The organism is Corynebacterium sp. MSK047, assembly GCF_030232285.1.
GTDB lineage: Bacteria > Actinomycetota > Actinomycetes > Mycobacteriales > Mycobacteriaceae > Corynebacterium > Corynebacterium jeikeium_D.
On the sequence record NZ_JASPJI010000012.1, the window covers coordinates 1 to 15,947 of the forward strand.

16 protein-coding genes and 1 pseudogene are annotated in these 15,947 nt (G+C 57.5%); 7 read left to right on the forward strand and 10 right to left on the reverse strand.

All coding sequences use genetic code 11. The annotated features are described in order from the left end of the window. Positions 1-563 precede the first annotated feature (563 nt). The 3 genes and pseudogenes from QP981_RS06115 to QP981_RS06125 all read right to left on the reverse strand — a co-directional run. Positions 564-905: pseudogene (locus QP981_RS06115) on the reverse strand (sodium:glutamate symporter); the annotation flags it as partial. Positions 906-939: 34 nt separating this feature from the next. Further along, on the reverse strand, positions 940-2,013 hold the full coding sequence (locus QP981_RS06120; RefSeq protein ID WP_224433566.1) for a trypsin-like serine protease: 1,074 nt from the start codon (positions 2,011-2,013) through the stop codon (positions 940-942). Between the two features lie 2 nt (positions 2,014-2,015). Further along, a complete protein-coding gene (locus tag QP981_RS06125) occupies positions 2,016-2,972 on the reverse strand; it encodes a DUF418 domain-containing protein (protein ID WP_284857644.1) in 957 nt (318 codons plus the stop codon). A 211-nt stretch (positions 2,973-3,183) separates the two neighbouring features. On the opposite strand from QP981_RS06125, the gene QP981_RS06130 reads away from it, so the two are divergent. Next, entirely contained in the window at positions 3,184-3,690 is a 507-nt protein-coding gene (locus QP981_RS06130) for a hypothetical protein (RefSeq protein ID WP_284857645.1), read from the forward strand. Here QP981_RS06130 and QP981_RS06135 read toward each other — a convergent pair. Together QP981_RS06135 and arsB are read right to left on the reverse strand one after the other, a co-directional pair. Further along, a complete protein-coding gene (locus tag QP981_RS06135) occupies positions 3,687-4,115 on the reverse strand; it encodes an arsenate-mycothiol transferase ArsC (RefSeq protein ID WP_284857646.1) in 429 nt (142 codons plus the stop codon). The genes QP981_RS06130 and QP981_RS06135 overlap by 4 nt on opposite strands. A 15-nt stretch (positions 4,116-4,130) precedes the next feature. After that, on the reverse strand, positions 4,131-5,198 hold the full coding sequence (gene arsB / locus QP981_RS06140) for an ACR3 family arsenite efflux transporter (RefSeq protein WP_049172185.1): 1,068 nt from the start codon (positions 5,196-5,198) through the stop codon (positions 4,131-4,133). 72 nt (positions 5,199-5,270) lie between these two features. Here arsB and QP981_RS06145 point away from each other — a divergent pair, with 72 nt between their 5' ends. Next, entirely contained in the window at positions 5,271-5,609 is a 339-nt protein-coding gene (locus QP981_RS06145; protein WP_016423238.1) for an ArsR/SmtB family transcription factor, read from the forward strand. A gap of 42 nt (positions 5,610-5,651) precedes the next feature. Here the strand turns inward: QP981_RS06145 and hisN are convergent, their stop codons facing one another. Both hisN and QP981_RS06155 read right to left on the reverse strand, forming a co-directional pair. Then, positions 5,652-6,452, reverse strand: a complete 801-nt coding sequence (hisN, locus tag QP981_RS06150; protein ID WP_070642152.1) for a histidinol-phosphatase — start codon at positions 6,450-6,452, stop codon at positions 5,652-5,654. Positions 6,453-6,462: 10 nt separating this feature from the next. Continuing rightward, positions 6,463-7,323 carry an inositol monophosphatase family protein gene (locus QP981_RS06155; RefSeq protein ID WP_284857647.1) on the reverse strand — a complete coding sequence of 287 codons (861 nt, stop codon included), beginning with the start codon at positions 7,321-7,323 and terminating at the stop codon, positions 6,463-6,465. A gap of 47 nt (positions 7,324-7,370) precedes the next feature. Between QP981_RS06155 and prfB the strand changes: the two genes are divergently transcribed. Beyond that, positions 7,371-8,489 (forward strand): peptide chain release factor 2, encoded by a 1,119-nt coding sequence (prfB, locus tag QP981_RS06160; protein ID WP_049189559.1) that lies wholly within the window; start codon positions 7,371-7,373, stop codon positions 8,487-8,489. On the opposite strand, the gene QP981_RS06165 is transcribed toward prfB, so the two are convergent. Then, a complete protein-coding gene (locus QP981_RS06165) occupies positions 8,486-9,868 on the reverse strand; it encodes an HNH endonuclease signature motif containing protein (RefSeq protein ID WP_284857648.1) in 1,383 nt (460 codons plus the stop codon). The two genes, prfB and QP981_RS06165, sit on opposite strands and share 4 nt — an antisense overlap. 423 nt (positions 9,869-10,291) lie before the next feature. Here QP981_RS06165 and ftsE point away from each other — a divergent pair, with 423 nt between their 5' ends. The 4 genes from ftsE to QP981_RS06185 all read left to right on the forward strand — a co-directional run bounded on the left by ftsE (position 10,292) and on the right by QP981_RS06185 (position 14,135). Further along, entirely contained in the window at positions 10,292-10,981 is a 690-nt protein-coding gene (gene ftsE / locus QP981_RS06170) for a cell division ATP-binding protein FtsE (protein ID WP_016423233.1), read from the forward strand. 48 nt (positions 10,982-11,029) lie between these two features. Beyond that, positions 11,030-11,932: a permease-like cell division protein FtsX gene (ftsX, locus tag QP981_RS06175; protein ID WP_070642144.1), complete on the forward strand. Its 903-nt coding sequence runs from the start codon at positions 11,030-11,032 to the stop codon at positions 11,930-11,932. A gap of 83 nt (positions 11,933-12,015) precedes the next feature. Continuing rightward, the gene (gene ppk2, locus QP981_RS06180) at positions 12,016-12,921 is read left to right on the forward strand and encodes a polyphosphate kinase 2 (RefSeq protein WP_048733906.1); all 906 of its coding nucleotides are present in this window, start codon (positions 12,016-12,018) and stop codon (positions 12,919-12,921) included. A gap of 86 nt (positions 12,922-13,007) precedes the next feature. Beyond that, on the forward strand, positions 13,008-14,135 hold the full coding sequence (locus tag QP981_RS06185; protein WP_284857649.1) for a 3-hydroxyisobutyryl-CoA hydrolase: 1,128 nt from the start codon (positions 13,008-13,010) through the stop codon (positions 14,133-14,135). Here QP981_RS06185 and QP981_RS06190 read toward each other — a convergent pair. Together QP981_RS06190 and QP981_RS06195 are read right to left on the reverse strand one after the other, a co-directional pair. Further along, positions 14,132-15,088 (reverse strand): MinD/ParA family ATP-binding protein, encoded by a 957-nt coding sequence (locus tag QP981_RS06190; RefSeq protein ID WP_016423229.1) that lies wholly within the window; start codon positions 15,086-15,088, stop codon positions 14,132-14,134. The genes QP981_RS06185 and QP981_RS06190 overlap by 4 nt on opposite strands. Positions 15,089-15,139: 51 nt before the next feature. Beyond that, positions 15,140-15,934: a YwiC-like family protein gene (locus QP981_RS06195; RefSeq protein ID WP_350309470.1), complete on the reverse strand. Its 795-nt coding sequence runs from the start codon at positions 15,932-15,934 to the stop codon at positions 15,140-15,142. Positions 15,935-15,947: the final 13 nt, after the last annotated feature.

Sequence of the window (15,947 nt, forward strand, 5' to 3'; positions counted from 1 at the left end):
TGCTTATATCCGCCCGATTTACCCAGCCTAATCAGCAGTAATGCTGAAAGTCAGACACACTTTTTGCTACTTAACCCGTTTTTCACCGTTTTTTTGGGGGTAAGTCGTTGGGTAGCCGTTGGGTCTGACGAACTCGCGCACTGCACAACCGGGCATTAAAGGGGCGGTCATCAGAAATGCAGTGTGAGGCGCTGCTCGATTAGTCGGCCTGAAGGTACTTAGCTTGAGGGGGTGCTGGGTTGATTCCGGTCGATTCGCCTCAGCTCATGTACGCGCTGCTGGCTTTCGGTTTCACATATCGATGAGTTATTCACTTATGGATACGCTGGAGCGCATCGATAGGTGAATCATGCATCGATAGGTGAGCGCAGCGCTAGAAAATAGCTGGCAGACGGGCCTGGTCAGTCCACGGTGGGGTCGCAACAGTAGAGGGCGGGAGAAAACTTTTCCTGTCCCCGCCCTCTATAAAGAACTCTACGAAGCCCTGGCCTTCGATTTCTTCAGCATGATCATCGGCGGAATCAACAGGGCTAGCCCACCGATAAGCGCGACTCCACCGAATAGCCACACCAGTCCGGCGTATTGAACAGTGGGGCGAAAATTATCACGCCGAGTAGCGCGAAGAATCCCCACTGCGCCAGGTACATGCCTACGGAATAGGACCACATCGTTCGCGCGCGCTGGCGCACCTTGGCATCGAAATCCATTGTGAATGGCAGGGCACCGAAGACTGCCGCGATGAGAATGGTCGCGTAGTCGCCGAAATGCTCGCTGAACTGGATTATTCCCAAAGCGTTGGGGCCTAGCAGCAAGCCGAGCAAGCCCGCAGTAATCGGTGCGGGGATGAGAAGCTTTTGGAACCAGGGGATGAACCGTCGCATCAAAAAACCACCTACCCAGTTCATTCTGGGAGGTGGTTTTGGTTGAGGTCAGACGGTTTTACTGTCGCCCATTCCTAATGCGCGACCAAGCCGCCGCGATAACCACGCCAGCGCATGCGATGGCGAGGTAGGCCCACACGTGATCACCGCTGGTCTGAATGGTCTTTGGCGGAGCAGGAGTGTTCTCCGCAGTCAGCACACTTTCTGTGTCACGGCCGGAGGTGATGTCATCGATCCAGTCAGCAGTGCCAGCGAGGGTGGTGATAGCCGCGCTGGGGGAGGGCAGGTCAGGGTCGCCATTGGAGGTTCCGGCGGTAGCGAGACCAGCGAGCTTTCCGTCGACGAAGAATGGGCCGCCGGAGTCGCCTCCCTGCATACCCGCGCCAGAAACGGAATGTGCGTCCAGGATGGCGCTTTGAATCATTGGCATCATGGCAGCGTCGGCTGGGATACTTTCTGTCCCTGCCGGGATCGACTCGGTTTTGGAGTCATCTGGCATGGCAGCTCCTGGCTGCATCTCCATTGATTCCATAGCGTCACCCGGAACAGCGCCGCCCGGAATAGCCTCACCCGGAACAGCTTCGCCTGGAGTAGCGTCACCCGGAACAGCACCACCAGGCGCAGCCTCACCTGGAGTTCCTTCAGTCGGCCCGCCGCCCAGCAGCTCATTGACGACCATCTTGGTCATCGGAAGCTGCCCGGATCGTGCCATGGACGAGCTGCTGCTCCAGCCGTAGAGAGTTCCCGTCTGTCCAGGTGTGGGGATATCGCGGGAGACCTTCGCCGGGGTTGCGTCGGTGACCTTTTGGGTCAGGTGAAGCAATCCCGCATCAGACATTGGAGAAAGCGCCCAAGAATCGGCATCGTAGACCTTCCCGCCGATCCGGGCCTGGGTCCCTTCGTTGTTCACAGACTCCAGGCAGTGGCGTGCGGTGAGCACCCACTGATCGGCAACCAGCGTGCCGGTGCAGTCACCGAAATTACCGATTTTGCCAATCTTCAGCGCGGCCACAGAACTGCTTTCAGCATTGGCGGGCGCGGGTTCGCCGTTTTCCAATGCAATAGCTGGAGTCGCAGATAGAAGCAGGGTGCTGCTAACAATTGCTGCGATGGAAAAAGATGTTTTCTTCACGGTTATTTCCCTTTCCCAGAAGGAACAATGGCCTTGATTGCGGTGGCAACGAGTTTTTCGGCAGGGCCCTGTCCGACAAATTTCTTCCAGAGGCTAGCGATGACGAGGAAGAATACGATGAAACCTGCTGCAGACAATGTGGAATGCAATGCAACATTCTGCTGCCAATAAAATGCGGTGAGAACGTGCAGGATGTAGATGGTCAGCGACATTGTTCCCATAGCCGCGAATGGGTAAACCACAGCTGGGAAGCGATCGCCTACGAAAAGGCACAAGTGCAGCACAATGGCGGCAACTGCGACGGAGAGAATGATTTCTCCGAAGACGCCAGTGTGTCCGGTAAAACGGAGCCAGCCAGCAATCTCGGGATCAAATCGGAAGTACATGCCGACGGCCGTGATGACAGCACTGACAGCGGTGACAATCCAGCTCAACCGAGCATTAGCGCTGGTCTCGGAGGTGGAAGTGTCTTGCAGGCGACTGCGTAGGTAGACGTCGTAAAGCAGCATGCCGCCGATGAAATATGCGATCCACGCGAGTAGTGGATAGATCTGCGGCAGCGTCATAGGCGCGTACTTGATTGTGGCGGCGATGGTTGCGGCGATGAAGAAGCCGACTCGCCACCAGGTTCCGAGCGCTGGCATCCAGGAAACCAGCATCATGACCAGGCCCATGATGACGAGGACCACCTGAATTTCTCCACCCACCGGCAATAGCGCCAGGCCGATGAGAATGATCAGGGCACCGCGAGTGATCAGGCGCAAGAAGGTAGTGCTGCTGTAATTGCGGCCGATAATCATCATTGTGGCGCCGGCGATAATGGCGAACAGTGATGAGGGTAGGCCAGAGAGCACAACCTTTGTGCTCCAAAGTAGTGAGGCCATATGGACAATGATCATGCCGATGATGGCGAGTGAGCGCGCTATATCGAGCCCCACAATTCGGGTAGGTTTATTCACCCCGGATTTCTCCTTTACTACAACTTATAGGGAGGTGCTCTTTGGTAAAAAGCACTCTCTACAAACGGCGTATTGAAAACGACTTTCTAGTTGTAGCAACCGAACCTGACAATACATTAAGTGATTATGTGTAAATCATAGTGGTTCGTCTGTGTTTTTACTGGGAAACTAGCGCGCTCAAAAAGCTAAGAGGCAGGCGTAGCCTGGTGGCATGACATCGATGCTGACGAGCTTCACCTGGGCTGAGGTGCCAGGCGTCTTCCTCGCGTACCTAGTAATCATTGCCATCCCCACTGCCCTCGCATGGGTGGGCGCCGCGTGGTTGGCCAAAAAATACGGCGAGCGTATCGCATTTGGGCACACGATTTTCGTCTTTGTCGCAGCATTCCTAATCTGCTTTTGTACGCTCGCGTGGACACTTGAGGGCGAATACGACTACTCGCCGTGGCAGGTTTTCTGCAGCGGCTTTGCGATGGTCATCCTCACTGCCTCTGCCATGATGCGAGTGCCCGCCCCAACTCTGAACCTGCTGCCCACCTGGTGGGCTGCCGTCGCCGGCTACGCCCTGTGCTGGAGCATCATTGCCGGCACCGACGACACCACCGGGCTCTGGGCAGTCGGCCTGATGTTCCTGCTCCTCGGTCTCATCGCAGGCGTCGGCGCAGTCGTGTGGCTTACGCTGGCGAAAAGGCGGCTTTTGTTGGATTCTGCCGCTTAGGGATTCTTAGTGTAACGGAGTTCGACAGCTAACTCGTCGATACGGCGCTCGAGGTCATCGCGAATCAGGTCCATGCGTTCTTTTCCGTCGATGCCTCGTTTTGAGGGCTCGTCAGTAAGCCAACGCTCGAGTGAGCCTTGAGCGTCCGAGGGGAGCTCTACATGAGCGGCATCGCCGATGATGACAACATGATCTGCAGTCCGGAGAATCGTGGGGGCAATGGGCTTTGGTGATGCACTGTCCATAGAGGCGCCGATATCTGCAACTGATTTGGCTGCAAGCGCATTGGTAGTAGTTTTGGGGTTCGTTCCTGCTGAAAGGGCGATGAACTGCGTGGCATATTTTGCACGCGCAATGGCCTCGGCCATCTGGGATTTACCGGCATTTGCCACGCAGATGAAAAGTACCTTCGGGATTTCCTTCATTTCAGAATCCTTTTTCTATAGTTTGTCCGGTACGGAAAGGTCATTAGGGAAAAGGCGCGGCCCGAGCCAGCGGGTGACGTAGACAAGTGCAACGAGTACGGGTACTTCAATAAGTGGTCCAATCGTTCCCGCAAGTGCTTGCTGGGACAATGGGCCGAAGGTGCCAATCGCAACCGCAATTGCCAACTCGAAGTTATTTCCGGCGGCCGTAAAGGCAATCGATGCGGAGGTTGCGTAGTTCATGCCCGCGGCCTTGGCCGAAGTGAGAGCGATCGCGAACATGGCGAGGAAGTAGATCACTAGTGGTAGTGCCACTTTCGCAACGGTCCAGGGATTCTCAAGAATCTGCTGTGACTGAAGCGCAAAGAGCAACACGATTGTGTATAGAAGGCCGGCAAGTGCCAATGGTGAGATTTTGGGCAAGTACTCATTTTCATACCAGTCGCGACCACGGGTGCGTTCACCAATTATGCGTGATGCCGCGCCAGCCAGAAGCGGAATACCGAGGAATACCACTACAGATAGTGCGATTGCCCAAAAAGAAAAGGTGGCGGAAGTGGTTTCCAGTCCCAACCAGGAGGGCAGAATCTGCAGGTAGAACCACCCTAGAGCGCCGAACATGAAAATTTGAAATAGCGAGTTGACGGCCACCAATACGGCAGCGACTTCAGTATCGCCGCAAGATAGGTCGTTCCAGACCAAAACCATTGCAATGCAGCGGGCGAGACCGACGATGATCACGCCAGTGCGCAGTTCTGGACTATCACTGAGGAATATCCAGGCAAGGGTGAACATCAGTGCGGGGCCGAGAATCCAATTGAGGAAGACTGTGATGCCCATCAGCTTCCTTGATGTCAAAATTTTGCCCGTTTTGTCGTATCGAACCTTTGCGAGCGGTGGGTACATCATGACCAGCAATCCGATGGCGATTGGTACGGAAATTGTCGTAATTTTTGCCTCTGCCAGCCAGTTCACAAGTGACGGTGCAATTTTGCCCAGAATGAGGCCAATTGCCATTGCAGCTGCAATCCATAGCGGCAAGAAGCGGTCTAGGAAGCTGAGTGACTTTGTAGTCTGTGTCATAGTTTCCGGTGTAATCAATATATCGATGATTGTCAATATGTTTAGAGGGGAGGCCGTGTAGCCTCAACGGGTATGGACGAAATCTCAGAATGCTGTGCACTTGGCGGTCGGCCTCTCGACGCGGCGGAAGCGCAGGCTGCGGCAACGCTCTTCAAAGCGCTGGCGCAACCGGCGCGCCTGCAAATTTTGTCTCAGCTCGCTGCCGCTGGCTGTAGTCCGATGACCGTAGGGGAGCTGGCCGCTGTTTCTGGGCTTAGTCAGCCGACGGTGTCGCATCATTTAAAGACCATGGCGGATGCCGGGCTGCTAACTAGGTCTAAGAGTGGACGGGTGGTAACCCATGAGGTACGCCCTGAGGTATTTGCTGAGCTGCGACGTATCCTGGATATCGGTCACGCGGACGGGAGATAGTGAGCCGCTCGTCGCAAATTGCGATAGGTTGGAAAACCCTGTTTACCCGCCCAGGCGCTTGACGACGGCGTCGTGAAGCACCCCATTCGTCGCAACTGCGTCCCCGCCGTGCGGCCCGTCGACTCCCGCTAGGGAAGTGAAGTGGCCGCCAGCTTCCTCCACCAGGATCGCAAGCGCTGCCAGGTCCCACAGGGAAACCTCCGGCTCTGCGGCGACATCGACCGCACCCTCGGCTACCAGGCAGTAGGAGAAGAAGTCGCCATAGCCACGCAGGCGCCAGGCGTCATCGGTGAGACCGATGAAGTTATCGCGCAGGTCGCGCTCGGCCCAGCCGGTGAGCGAAGAGTTGGAAATTGAGCAGTCCGCGATGTCTGCCACCTTCGAGACCTCAATGCGGCGCTGAGCGGCTTCCCGGCCGCCGACGTGGGTGCGCTTGAATGCGCCGTTGCCCTTGGATGCCCACCAGCGACGGCCCAGTGCTGGGGCAGAGACTACGCCGACAACCGGCTTGCCGTCCTCCAGCAGGGCAATCAAGGTGGCCCAGACCGGGACATTGCGCACGAAGTTCTTAGTGCCGTCGATGGGGTCGATGACCCACTGGCGTCCCTCAAACACAGCTTCGCCACCGAATTCTTCGCCGAGAACTTCATCGCTCGGGCGCTTGTCCGACAGAATCTCGCGGAGCAGTTTTTCGCACGCGATATCGGCATCGGAGACCGGTGTCAGGTCGGGCTTGGACTCGACGATTAGATTGGCCGCCTCGAAGCGGGACATCGTGAGCTCGTCGGCTGCGTCGGCAAGCGAGAGTGCGAGGGCGAGATCTTCGGAGTAAGAGGTGGTCATGGCCGAAATTCTAGCGCAGAACCTCACGTAACTCTGCGACCTGGCCACTCGAGCCCGCGAGCTTCCAGCGCCCCACCGACGTGCATTCGCCGCCTGCGCCCGAGATAAGCGCATACCCAGGCAGCCAGTCCCAGGCTGCGACGTCGCGCTGGAACCACGCGCCGATGCGGCCGTCGGCCACGCCTGCCATATCTACCGACGCCGAGCCCAGCATGCGCCAGGTAGCGCTGCGGGACACCGCATCCAACCAGGACTTTGTGGCGGTGACCTCGGATTCCTCGCTCGAGCTCACCACCGTGGTGTGGAGGTAGGTCGCTGCGCAGACTTCCGAGAGGGGGCGGTCAGTGACCCGGAGGTCATCAACAGTGCCATCGAGGTTGATGCGAGTGGTCGGGAGATTGGGGCCACCAATCCAGCTCTCGCCCGTTGCCGGACGGTGCACCGCGCCGAGGACGACCTCATCCGGATTGTTCGCATCGCCCATAACCAGCGCCAATGCGCTGCACCAGTAGTCCGAACCAGTGGTGAAGTTGTAGGTGCCATCGACAGGATCGATCACCCACGTGCGACCAGACTGGGACTCCTTCGCTGACCCTTCCTCGCCAAGAATGCCGTCCTCCGGGCGGAGCGCGGCCAAAGCCTCGACGACGAATTTCTCCGCTGCGCGGTCGGCCGCGGTGACGACGTCGGAAATCGATGTCTTGTACTCCGTGACCAGGCCTTCGTCGCGCATACGAGCGGCAATGGTAGCGGCACGCTTCACGATGGCAACCGCAACACTGGTATCCGATGCCACAATCGACTCGGATACTTGGGAGAGGAAGAGTTCTAGGTCTTGACTGGAATCTTGGCTGGCGGTGGATTCAGACATACGTCCTATTGTGCACCGAAACAGGCGGTATAGCTAAGGTAGTACCCGTGAACCCGGATCTGAATGCTGACCTCAAAGAACTCGACGCGACGCTGACCACCATTGAGAAGGTGGTTGATGTCGACGAGCTTTCCGACCGGATCAGGGAGTTGGAAGCCCAGGCCGCCGACCCGTCGCTGTGGGATGACCCCGACCACGCGCAGCAGGTCACCAGCGCACTGTCACAGGCGCAGGCGAAGAAGAAAAAGATCGACTCGCTGCGCGGGCGCCTCGACGATCTCTCCGTGATGTACGAACTCGCGGAAGAGGAGGGCGACCCCGACGCCGTCGAGATGGCCGACGCCGAACGCGCTGAGCTTCGTGCGGACATCGAATCTCTCGAGGTCACCACCATGCTTTCGGGGCCTTACGACGAGCGTGAGGCGGTCATCAACATCCGCTCCGGTGCCGGTGGCGTGGATGCCGCTGACTGGGCCGAGATGCTCATGCGCATGTACCTGCGCTGGGCCGACAAGCATGGGCATAAGGTCGAGGTTTACGACACGTCCTACGCTGAAGAGGCCGGCATCAAGTCCGCTACTTTCGTCGTCCATGGCGAGTACATGTACGGCACCCTCTCGGTCGAGCAGGGTGCGCACCGTCTGGTTCGTATTAGTCCTTTCGACAACCAGGGGCGCCGCCAGACTTCCTTCGCTGAGGTCGAGGTGCTGCCAGTTGTGGAGGAAACGGATCACATCGACATCCCCGAGTCAGATTTGCGTATCGACGTCTACCGCTCCTCCGGCCCAGGTGGGCAGTCGGTGAACACCACGGACTCCGCGGTCCGACTTACGCACGTCCCAACCGGCATCGTGGTGACCTGTCAGAACGAGAAGTCGCAGCACCAGAACAAGGCATCTGCCATGCGTGTTCTGCAGGCGAAGTTGCTGGAGAAGAAGCGCCAGGAAGAGCGCGCGGAGCTGGACGCTCTCGGCGCAGGCGGCAATGCCTCGTGGGGTAACCAGATGCGCTCCTATGTGCTGCACCCGTACCAGATGGTGAAGGATCTGCGTACCGAATACGAAGTCAACAACCCACAGTCGGTCCTCGACGGTGACCTCGACGGTTTCATTGAGGCCGGTATTCGCTGGCGCATGGCTCAGCAGTCCGAAGGGGAGCAGCGCTAGAACGGCGGTTCGTCTTCGGGTGCTTCCGGTGTCTCGGGAGTTTCCGGTGCTTCCGGTGTGGTGGGCTCGTCGGCTTCTGATTTTCTCTCGTTTTTGTTCATTCCCAGTTCTTCGCGAGCCTGATTTGTCAGCTCCTGTGATTCGCGGAGGTTTTCCAACCTCTGCTCGTTGTACTCCTTGAGCGTCTGTGCTTTCTTTGTCTTGCGCAGATCGAAGGAGTAGCGACCGTGGCCGGAGAGCGGCCCTGATTCTGTGCTGATTAGGGCAGCTTTTTCAGCGCTCTGATCAGTGGCGGAGGTCCAGTACTCCACGCCGTCGATATCGCGCACGACATTCCAAAGACCGGCCGTTTTTAGATTGTGGTGGCGACGGCATAGGCAATGGAGGTTGGGCGTCTCGGTTTGGCCACCTTCGTCGGGATTCTCGTGGTTATACGGCTGAATGTGGTCGATGTCGCACTTCGTCGCATCGACATCACATCCGGGAAAGCGACAGGTGCCGTCTCTACCTTGGATGTAAGTACGCTGTCGCTCTGTTGGCGAGTACTTTTCCGTTTTCTCGTCCGCTAGTAGCCGGATGCTAGTGACCCGATCGAGCCAGGATTCAGTGGCGATTTTGTTGATCCACCCCAGGCCACCGATCCAGGCTTCCTGGGGCTTGTCTTGGGTTAGTGGGCAGTACAGATTCAGTGTGGCGGTGACCTGGGCAGTCCCGTGCAGAAGATGTGAAAAGGCCTCGACAAAGTCGCAGTCCTGATCAGCGGTGATTTCTTCCAAGACCTTCTGAAACTCAATTGCCCGCTCAGGCATTAGTTCCATGGTGACTTCAGTGAGGTTGTCCTTTAACTCGAACGTTATAGATTCGCCAGCTTTTTGCTCGATGCCTTTTTGAAACGAAGTGATCGGCGGGTCGTACTCATTCTTCGGGCGCAATAGCGGGCTGACTTCATCAACAAGTCGCTGAATATTCTGTTGAAGGCTCCGAACTCCGCGAAGAACTTCACCATTGACTCTCGGCGTGATCAGCTCAAGGAGATGGTCTTCGAAATATCTCACAGCCGAGGCGTCATCCAAGGGGAGGACGGCCGTGGCAATGACCCGCATGTGGGGAAGCGGTAGCTGTGCGCGTTTGAGCAGAAGCTCTTTTAACCGCGGGAGTCGCGCTAGTTGCATCCCGACATCGATGTACTGGAGTGTTCTCCCACGTGACATGCCAAGAGCTGGAGCGATTTTGGCGATGTAATCTTCGACATCTTTTGTTGAAGAAGAGGGAACACAAGCAAGGGCAAGCTTCAAGTCAGCTCGATTACGGTCAATTCCAAGACGTGCTGGTGCTGTTTGAGAAATCTCATGGTGAAAGCGTGGCGCTGTTGCTTCCATCGCCGCAGTGTAAGTGCGTTTCCGTGGTATGTGTTCCCCGCTGGCCATTGTTGAATCCCCCTGAAAGATAAGGCCTGGACGTTGAAATGTTGAAATAAGGAAGAGGTAGGGAAAGTATTTTCGACTAACTCTGGGTGTCAATTTTCCAAGCTTGAAGCAGCTCGGCGACGTTATTTGGTGCTTTCAATCCTCGTGTTTAATCTTTCATGACCCATTTTAATCGAACAGATAAGCGAAGTAAAGGGTGATTTAAAGATTTTTAGGGAAAATAATTTCGAATGCCGCTATGTCGTGAGCTTTCGTGCGGTCGCGCTCTGGGGTTAGCGTTCGACGCCGCCTGTTCCTGCAATCCCGCCATCCCAGCGTCTAGTTTCGCGCATTCCAGAGTGACTTGAGTGGCTTAAGTGATTAGAGTGTCTACTTATGATCACTTTCGACGGGGTTACCAAGTCCTACTCGACTTCTAGCCGACCAGCTCTCGACGACGTTTCAGTCCACATAGATAAAGGTGAGTTTGTCTTTCTCATTGGACCGTCGGGCTCTGGTAAGTCGACCTTCCTGCGCCTTATGGTGCGTGAAGAGAAAGTGGATTCAGGAAAACTGACAGTTGCAGACCAGGATCTAACCAAGATTTCTCGTCGCAACATCCCGAAATTGCGTCAAAAGGTGGGGTACGTCTTCCAGGACTTCCGCCTGCTGCCAAAGAAGACGGTGTACGAAAATGTCGCGTTCGCATTGCAGGTAATTGGCAAGCCGAAAGCGAAAATCGACAAGGCAGTTCCGGAAACGCTCGAAATGGTCGGGCTCTCGGGCAAGGAAAACCGCTACCCGCATGAGTTGTCGGGTGGTGAGCAGCAGCGCGTCGCCATTGCTCGTGCCTTCGTCAACCGCCCGCTCATCTTGCTTGCCGACGAGCCCACCGGCAACCTCGACCCAAGCACCTCCGGTGACATCATGCTCCTGCTTGACCGCATCAATCGCATGGGCACGACCGTTATTGTGTCGACTCACGACAACGATGCCGTGGACTCCATGCGTCGCCGCGTGCTGGAGCTGGAGCTGGGGCGTCTCGTGCGTGACGACGCCACGGGTGTTTACGGCCTGAACAACTAGCAGACAGTCCATCGGTAGAAGAACTCATTCGAAAGGTATTACTGACCTATGAAGACTCGCTTTGTCCTCGGTGAGGCTTTCTCCTCCTTGGGCCGAAACATCACGATGACCATCGCGATGATCATTACGACTGCGGTGTCGTTGGCGCTGCTGGCGACGGGCATCCTGGTTACTGAGCAGACCAGCCGCACGAAAGATCTTTATCTCGATCGCGTAGAAGTGCAGATCGAGCTGAATGAACAAATCTCCGCCGAGGATCAAACTTGCTCATCGCCGGAGTGTGCTGAGGTCGTCGGCAAGCTTGAAGAGGCTGACGGCATTGATTCGGTGACCTTCCGAAATCGTCAGCAAAACTTTGACCACTTCGTGGAGATGTTCAAGGACAGTGACCCCGTGCTCGTGGAAAATGCGACGCCGGAGTCGCTGCCGGCTGTCGTGATGGTGCGTCTGAGTGATCCGACCGATGTCAGCCCGCTCGATCCGATTCGGGAGCTACCACAGGTCGACCACGTTACTGATCAGCATGAAGAGATCGGTACTGCAGCTCAGAACCTGGACTCGGTTCGAAATGCGACCTTCCTGCTAGCGGCGGTGCAGGCCGTTGCCGCGGTGTTCCTGATTGCGAACATGGTGCAGATTGCGGCGTTTTCGCGTCGTAAGGAAGTTGAGATTATGCGCATGGTCGGTGCCAGCCGCTGGTTCACGCAGGCGCCGTTCGTCCTCGAGGCTGTGATTGCGTCGCTGATTGGTGGTGTGCTGGCTATCGGTGCGCTGTTCCTGGGCAAGGCGACGGTCATCGATCCGGCGCTGAGCAACCTGTACAAGGCACAGCTCCTGGCGCCGCTGACCAACGGCGATATTGGTGTAGTGGCGCCGATTGTGGTGCTTATCGGTATGGTCTTTGCTGGGCTTGTTGCACAGGTCACGCTGCGTCTTTACTCACGTGACTAGGGTTGCAAAAAGGTTAGCGATTAGGCCCCGCGGTTAAACCCGGCGAATAGGGTCGTCGCGCCCTGCCGGGTAAACTGTGGACTATGAATAATGACGACGTCCAGCGCCCACCGAAGCTCGACAAGAAGGCTTATGAGGCCGAGCTCAAAAAGCTCCAGGCAGAGCTCGTCGAAATGCAGCAGTGGGTGGTAGAAACCGGTGCCCGAATTGTCATCGTGATGGAGGGGCGTGACGCTGCCGGCAAGGGGTCGGCCATTAAGCGCATCACGCAGTACCTGAACCCTCGTACCTGTCGTATTGAGGCCCTGCCGGCTCCGACTAGCCGTGAGCAGGGTCAGTGGTACTTCCAGCGTTACGTCGAAAAGCTGCCGACTGCTGGTGAAATCGTGATTTTCGACCGCTCCTGGTACAACCGTGCCGGCGTTGAGCGTGTCATGGGCTTCTGCACTTCGCAGGAGTACCGTCGCTTCCTGCATCAAGCGCCGATTTTTGAGCGTCTGCTGGTCGAAGACGGCATTATCCTGCGTAAGTACTGGTTCTCTGTGTCGGACGAGGAGCAGGTTGCCCGCTTCAAGTCCCGTCGTGAGGATCCACTGCGCCGCTGGAAGCTCTCGCCGATGGATCTGGAGTCCATCACCCGCTGGGAGGATTACTCCCGTGCAAAGGATGAGATGTTCATCCACACCGATATCCCGTCCGCACCGTGGTTCACGGTTGAGTCTGAGGACAAGAAGCGTTCGCGTATCAATGTCATCAACCACCTGTTGACGACCATTCCGTACGAGCGCATTCAGCGCGATGTTCCGGAAATCCCGGAGCGTCCGGAGTCGGAGGGAAGCTACGAGCGTCCGCCGCGCACTGAGTTCCGCTATGTGCCGGACGTTGCTGCCAATCTCGAGGCTGACCGCGTGAAGGGCGCAGGCAAGTCCGATAAGAAGGGCAAGAAGCACAAGAAGGACAAAAAGGACAAGAAGAGCAAGAAGAAGTAGCTCCTTAGTCTCAGTGAGGTTCTGGTCGTCAGAACCTTCCTGTCAGAACCTTTCCCTGGTTAGTTATCTGTGTCACACTGGGTGGCATGACTGCTACTGATAATGGTTCTGGCACTGCACGCACCGAGGTCGATGAGCCGAAGGTGCTGCGGAAAGTCCACGGGCGATCTGGTCACCTTCGACTGAATAGGCCGAAGGCACTTAATTCGCTCGATTTGGATATGGTCACCGAGGTCGTCGAGGGGCTCCGCGCATGGCGTGACGACGACTCGGTGGACCACATTGTTGTTTCATCCGGTCACCCCAAGGCGTTTTGTGCCGGTGGTGACGTGCGCGCAGTTCGGCAGGCTGTGCTCGATGGCGTTCCGGAGCAGGGGGAGGAGTTTTTCCGGGATGAGTACGAGATGAACGCGATGATTGCGGAATTCGCGCAGTCCAAGCCATACATCGCGATTATTGACGGCATCGCTATGGGTGGTGGCCTGGGCGTTTCCATGCACGGCTCCCACCGAATCGTGACCGAGCGTGCCAGCGCTTCCATGCCAGAAATGGCAATCGGCTTTATTCCCGACGTTGGCATTACCCACTTTTCGCAGCATGTGAACACGCGGTTGGGAGGGCCCTCGTCGGCAATCGCGCGGTTTACGGGGCTGACCGGTTACCGCCTAACTGCGGCGGACATGCTGTGGGCTGGATGGGCGACGCATGCGGTCCCATCCGCGCAGCTGGACGAGTTTGTTGCGGCTCTGGACCGCGATGGAATTGATTCGGCGCTCGCGGAGTACGCGCTCGATGTGGACTCAGCTGAGGCTCGTGATCTGCTCGGGGATCCGCAGTTGGCCGAGTGGAGCGACTGCATTGAGGCTTGCTTTGGGGCTGATACCTGGGCGGAGATTGAGCGAGCTCTCAACGAAGCCGCTGAGGCGGGCTCTTGTGCATCGTCAACAGTGGAGACTTTTCGCGACCTGCTGGCACCCGCCAACCCGGAAAGTCTCGTAGCGGCCGTGGAACTCTATGCGGCTAACTCGGCCCACGAGGTCACCTTGCAGGAGGCGCTAGACCGGGAAATGAAGCTTGGCGCTTACATGCGTCAGCACCCCAATTTTGCCGAGGGCGTGCGGGCGGTGTTGGTGGATAAGGACCGCGACGCCGCCTTTAAGCCCGCTACCGTGCAGGAAGTTGACGTCGAGGAGATTCGACAGCACCTTCGTTAGACAAAACTGTGGCGGCCAGTCGTCGGCGCGAAATCATCGGCAATCATGGCCGCCAATTCGAGATAGCTCTGGGTGGTGGCGGGCTGGAGATTGTCCAGCTCGATATTGGCACCATTCGCGATATGCGGATCATAGGGGATGACCTGTACTGCGCGGCAGCGCTGGGCAAATAACTCGTGCACGGTCTCTGTGGACAGTCCCTGTTTATTTAGCTCGTTGACCACCACGACAGTGGTAGAAACCAGCCGTTCGAAGCCGTGCGCTGAAAGCCAGTCCAATGTCGTCCAGGCGCTTTTCACGCCGTCCAGTGCAGGCGTGGTGACCAGCACCAGGCAATTGGCGGCAGACAGAATCGAAGCGGAGATGGGCTGCGTCAGGCCGGTACCGCAGTCAGTCAGACTCACGTTGTAATGCCGCCGAAGGATGTCGAGGGCCGCGCAGTATTCGCCGTCGGAAAGCGCGATCGTCGATGTCGGATTTTGGTCGCTGCCGACAACCTCCAGCCGTGACGGCGTGTGTGATGTATATGCGCGGACCTGCGCGTATTTGTCCGTATCCGGGGCTCGGAGCAGATCGCGAATAGATGCGGGATTGGCTGCGGTGACGCGTGCGCCGAGGGTGCCAAAGTCCGGATTTGCGTCGATTGCGACGATCCGGTCACTGCGCAGGCTTGCAAGCGTGGCGCCCAGGCACATGGTTGTCGACGTCTTGCCAACGCCGCCCTTCACGCTGATAACAGCGATGTTGTAGTCACCGTAGATAGGCTGTCGCACCCGCTCTATCAGCTCGCGTTGCTTGCGTGCCGACGATGATTCCCGCGGTGAAATTGCGCCCCAGGTGGCCTTATGAACCCAGCTGCGCCAGCCCGACTGTGGTGCCTGCCGCGAGTTCAGGCTAGCGGCCAAGTCTGAGACGGAAACTGCGTGATTGACTGCGTGTTTGGTGGAAGTCATAGACTTCATCCCCTCCCCAAAAATCCCCAAAGTATGTCCCCGCCGTCGTTTTTACCACGCAGCCAGAACGACGGCGACTCCAAAGAAGGCATCGAGAATTCCGACCTGTTTCGGAGTCCACGGCCGAGCGCGGCGAGCGCCGGAGATTGGCATGGCAAAAGACCTGATGAGAAGCCCAATTGCGACGATGGGCACACCGATGCTGATGAGGTTCCGGTCGTGGAGGAGGAGCCACCCGATGATGGCCACGGCGGTAATGAGAACGTGATACGTGACCGAGCCAATGAGCCACTGGCGGTTGCCGCGCTTGCGAATCATAGTTTTTACATAGGGCACGGTGCCGACGAAATATCCAGCGTAGATAGCCGCAATTGCCCAAGCTTTCGGGGTTGGTCCGGCGATGATAGGCACCATGAGGCTAGCGGCCAGAACGGTGGAGACACCAGAGAGAAGTGAGCGCGGTCGGCGGCGGTAGGTCTCCCAAATAGCGATAGCGGCAAGAGGGGCAATGAGGGCGACCCAGGTGAGGAGGGAAACGTCGGCAAGCAGTGTGATGCAGCCGGCGACGGCAGTGAGCGCGGTGTATGTGGCGGCGGGTGCGAGGTGGCGGCGTTGGCGACGAGAGCGGAGCCAGACGCTCACGGCGAAGAATGCGAAGTAGCCGAGCAGCCAGGTCGCGGTGACGGCAAGGCCTGTCCATGTGGGGGTGAGGGCGAGAGCGGTCAGCGGGGGAATGGTGACCATGAACCAGGCGCCGTGCTGGTCCGGAACCCAGCCAGCGGAGCGCTTGTGGTGGGAGCGGCTGGCGGGGCGGGGAGGACGTGGTTGGCGGGGCTTTTGGCTCATACTACGCATTGTA

Coding starts and splice junctions, on each gene's coding strand:
- ftsE (WP_016423233.1), top strand. CDS start 10,292: ATGATCACTTTCGACGGGGTTACCAAGTCCTACTCGACTTCTAGCCGA.
- QP981_RS06195 (WP_350309470.1), bottom strand. CDS start 15,934: ATGAGCCAAAAGCCCCGCCAACCACGTCCTCCCCGCCCCGCCAGCCGC.
- ftsX (WP_070642144.1), top strand. CDS start 11,030: ATGAAGACTCGCTTTGTCCTCGGTGAGGCTTTCTCCTCCTTGGGCCGA.
- ppk2 (WP_048733906.1), top strand. CDS start 12,016: ATGAATAATGACGACGTCCAGCGCCCACCGAAGCTCGACAAGAAGGCT.
- QP981_RS06145 (WP_016423238.1), top strand. CDS start 5,271: ATGGACGAAATCTCAGAATGCTGTGCACTTGGCGGTCGGCCTCTCGAC.
- QP981_RS06190 (WP_016423229.1), bottom strand. CDS start 15,088: ATGACTTCCACCAAACACGCAGTCAATCACGCAGTTTCCGTCTCAGAC.
- arsB (WP_049172185.1), bottom strand. CDS start 5,198: ATGACACAGACTACAAAGTCACTCAGCTTCCTAGACCGCTTCTTGCCG.
- hisN (WP_070642152.1), bottom strand. CDS start 6,452: ATGACCACCTCTTACTCCGAAGATCTCGCCCTCGCACTCTCGCTTGCC.
- QP981_RS06155 (WP_284857647.1), bottom strand. CDS start 7,323: ATGTCTGAATCCACCGCCAGCCAAGATTCCAGTCAAGACCTAGAACTC.
- QP981_RS06185 (WP_284857649.1), top strand. CDS start 13,008: ATGACTGCTACTGATAATGGTTCTGGCACTGCACGCACCGAGGTCGAT.
- QP981_RS06135 (WP_284857646.1), bottom strand. CDS start 4,115: ATGAAGGAAATCCCGAAGGTACTTTTCATCTGCGTGGCAAATGCCGGT.
- QP981_RS06130 (WP_284857645.1), top strand. CDS start 3,184: ATGACATCGATGCTGACGAGCTTCACCTGGGCTGAGGTGCCAGGCGTC.
- QP981_RS06165 (WP_284857648.1), bottom strand. CDS start 9,868: ATGGAAGCAACAGCGCCACGCTTTCACCATGAGATTTCTCAAACAGCA.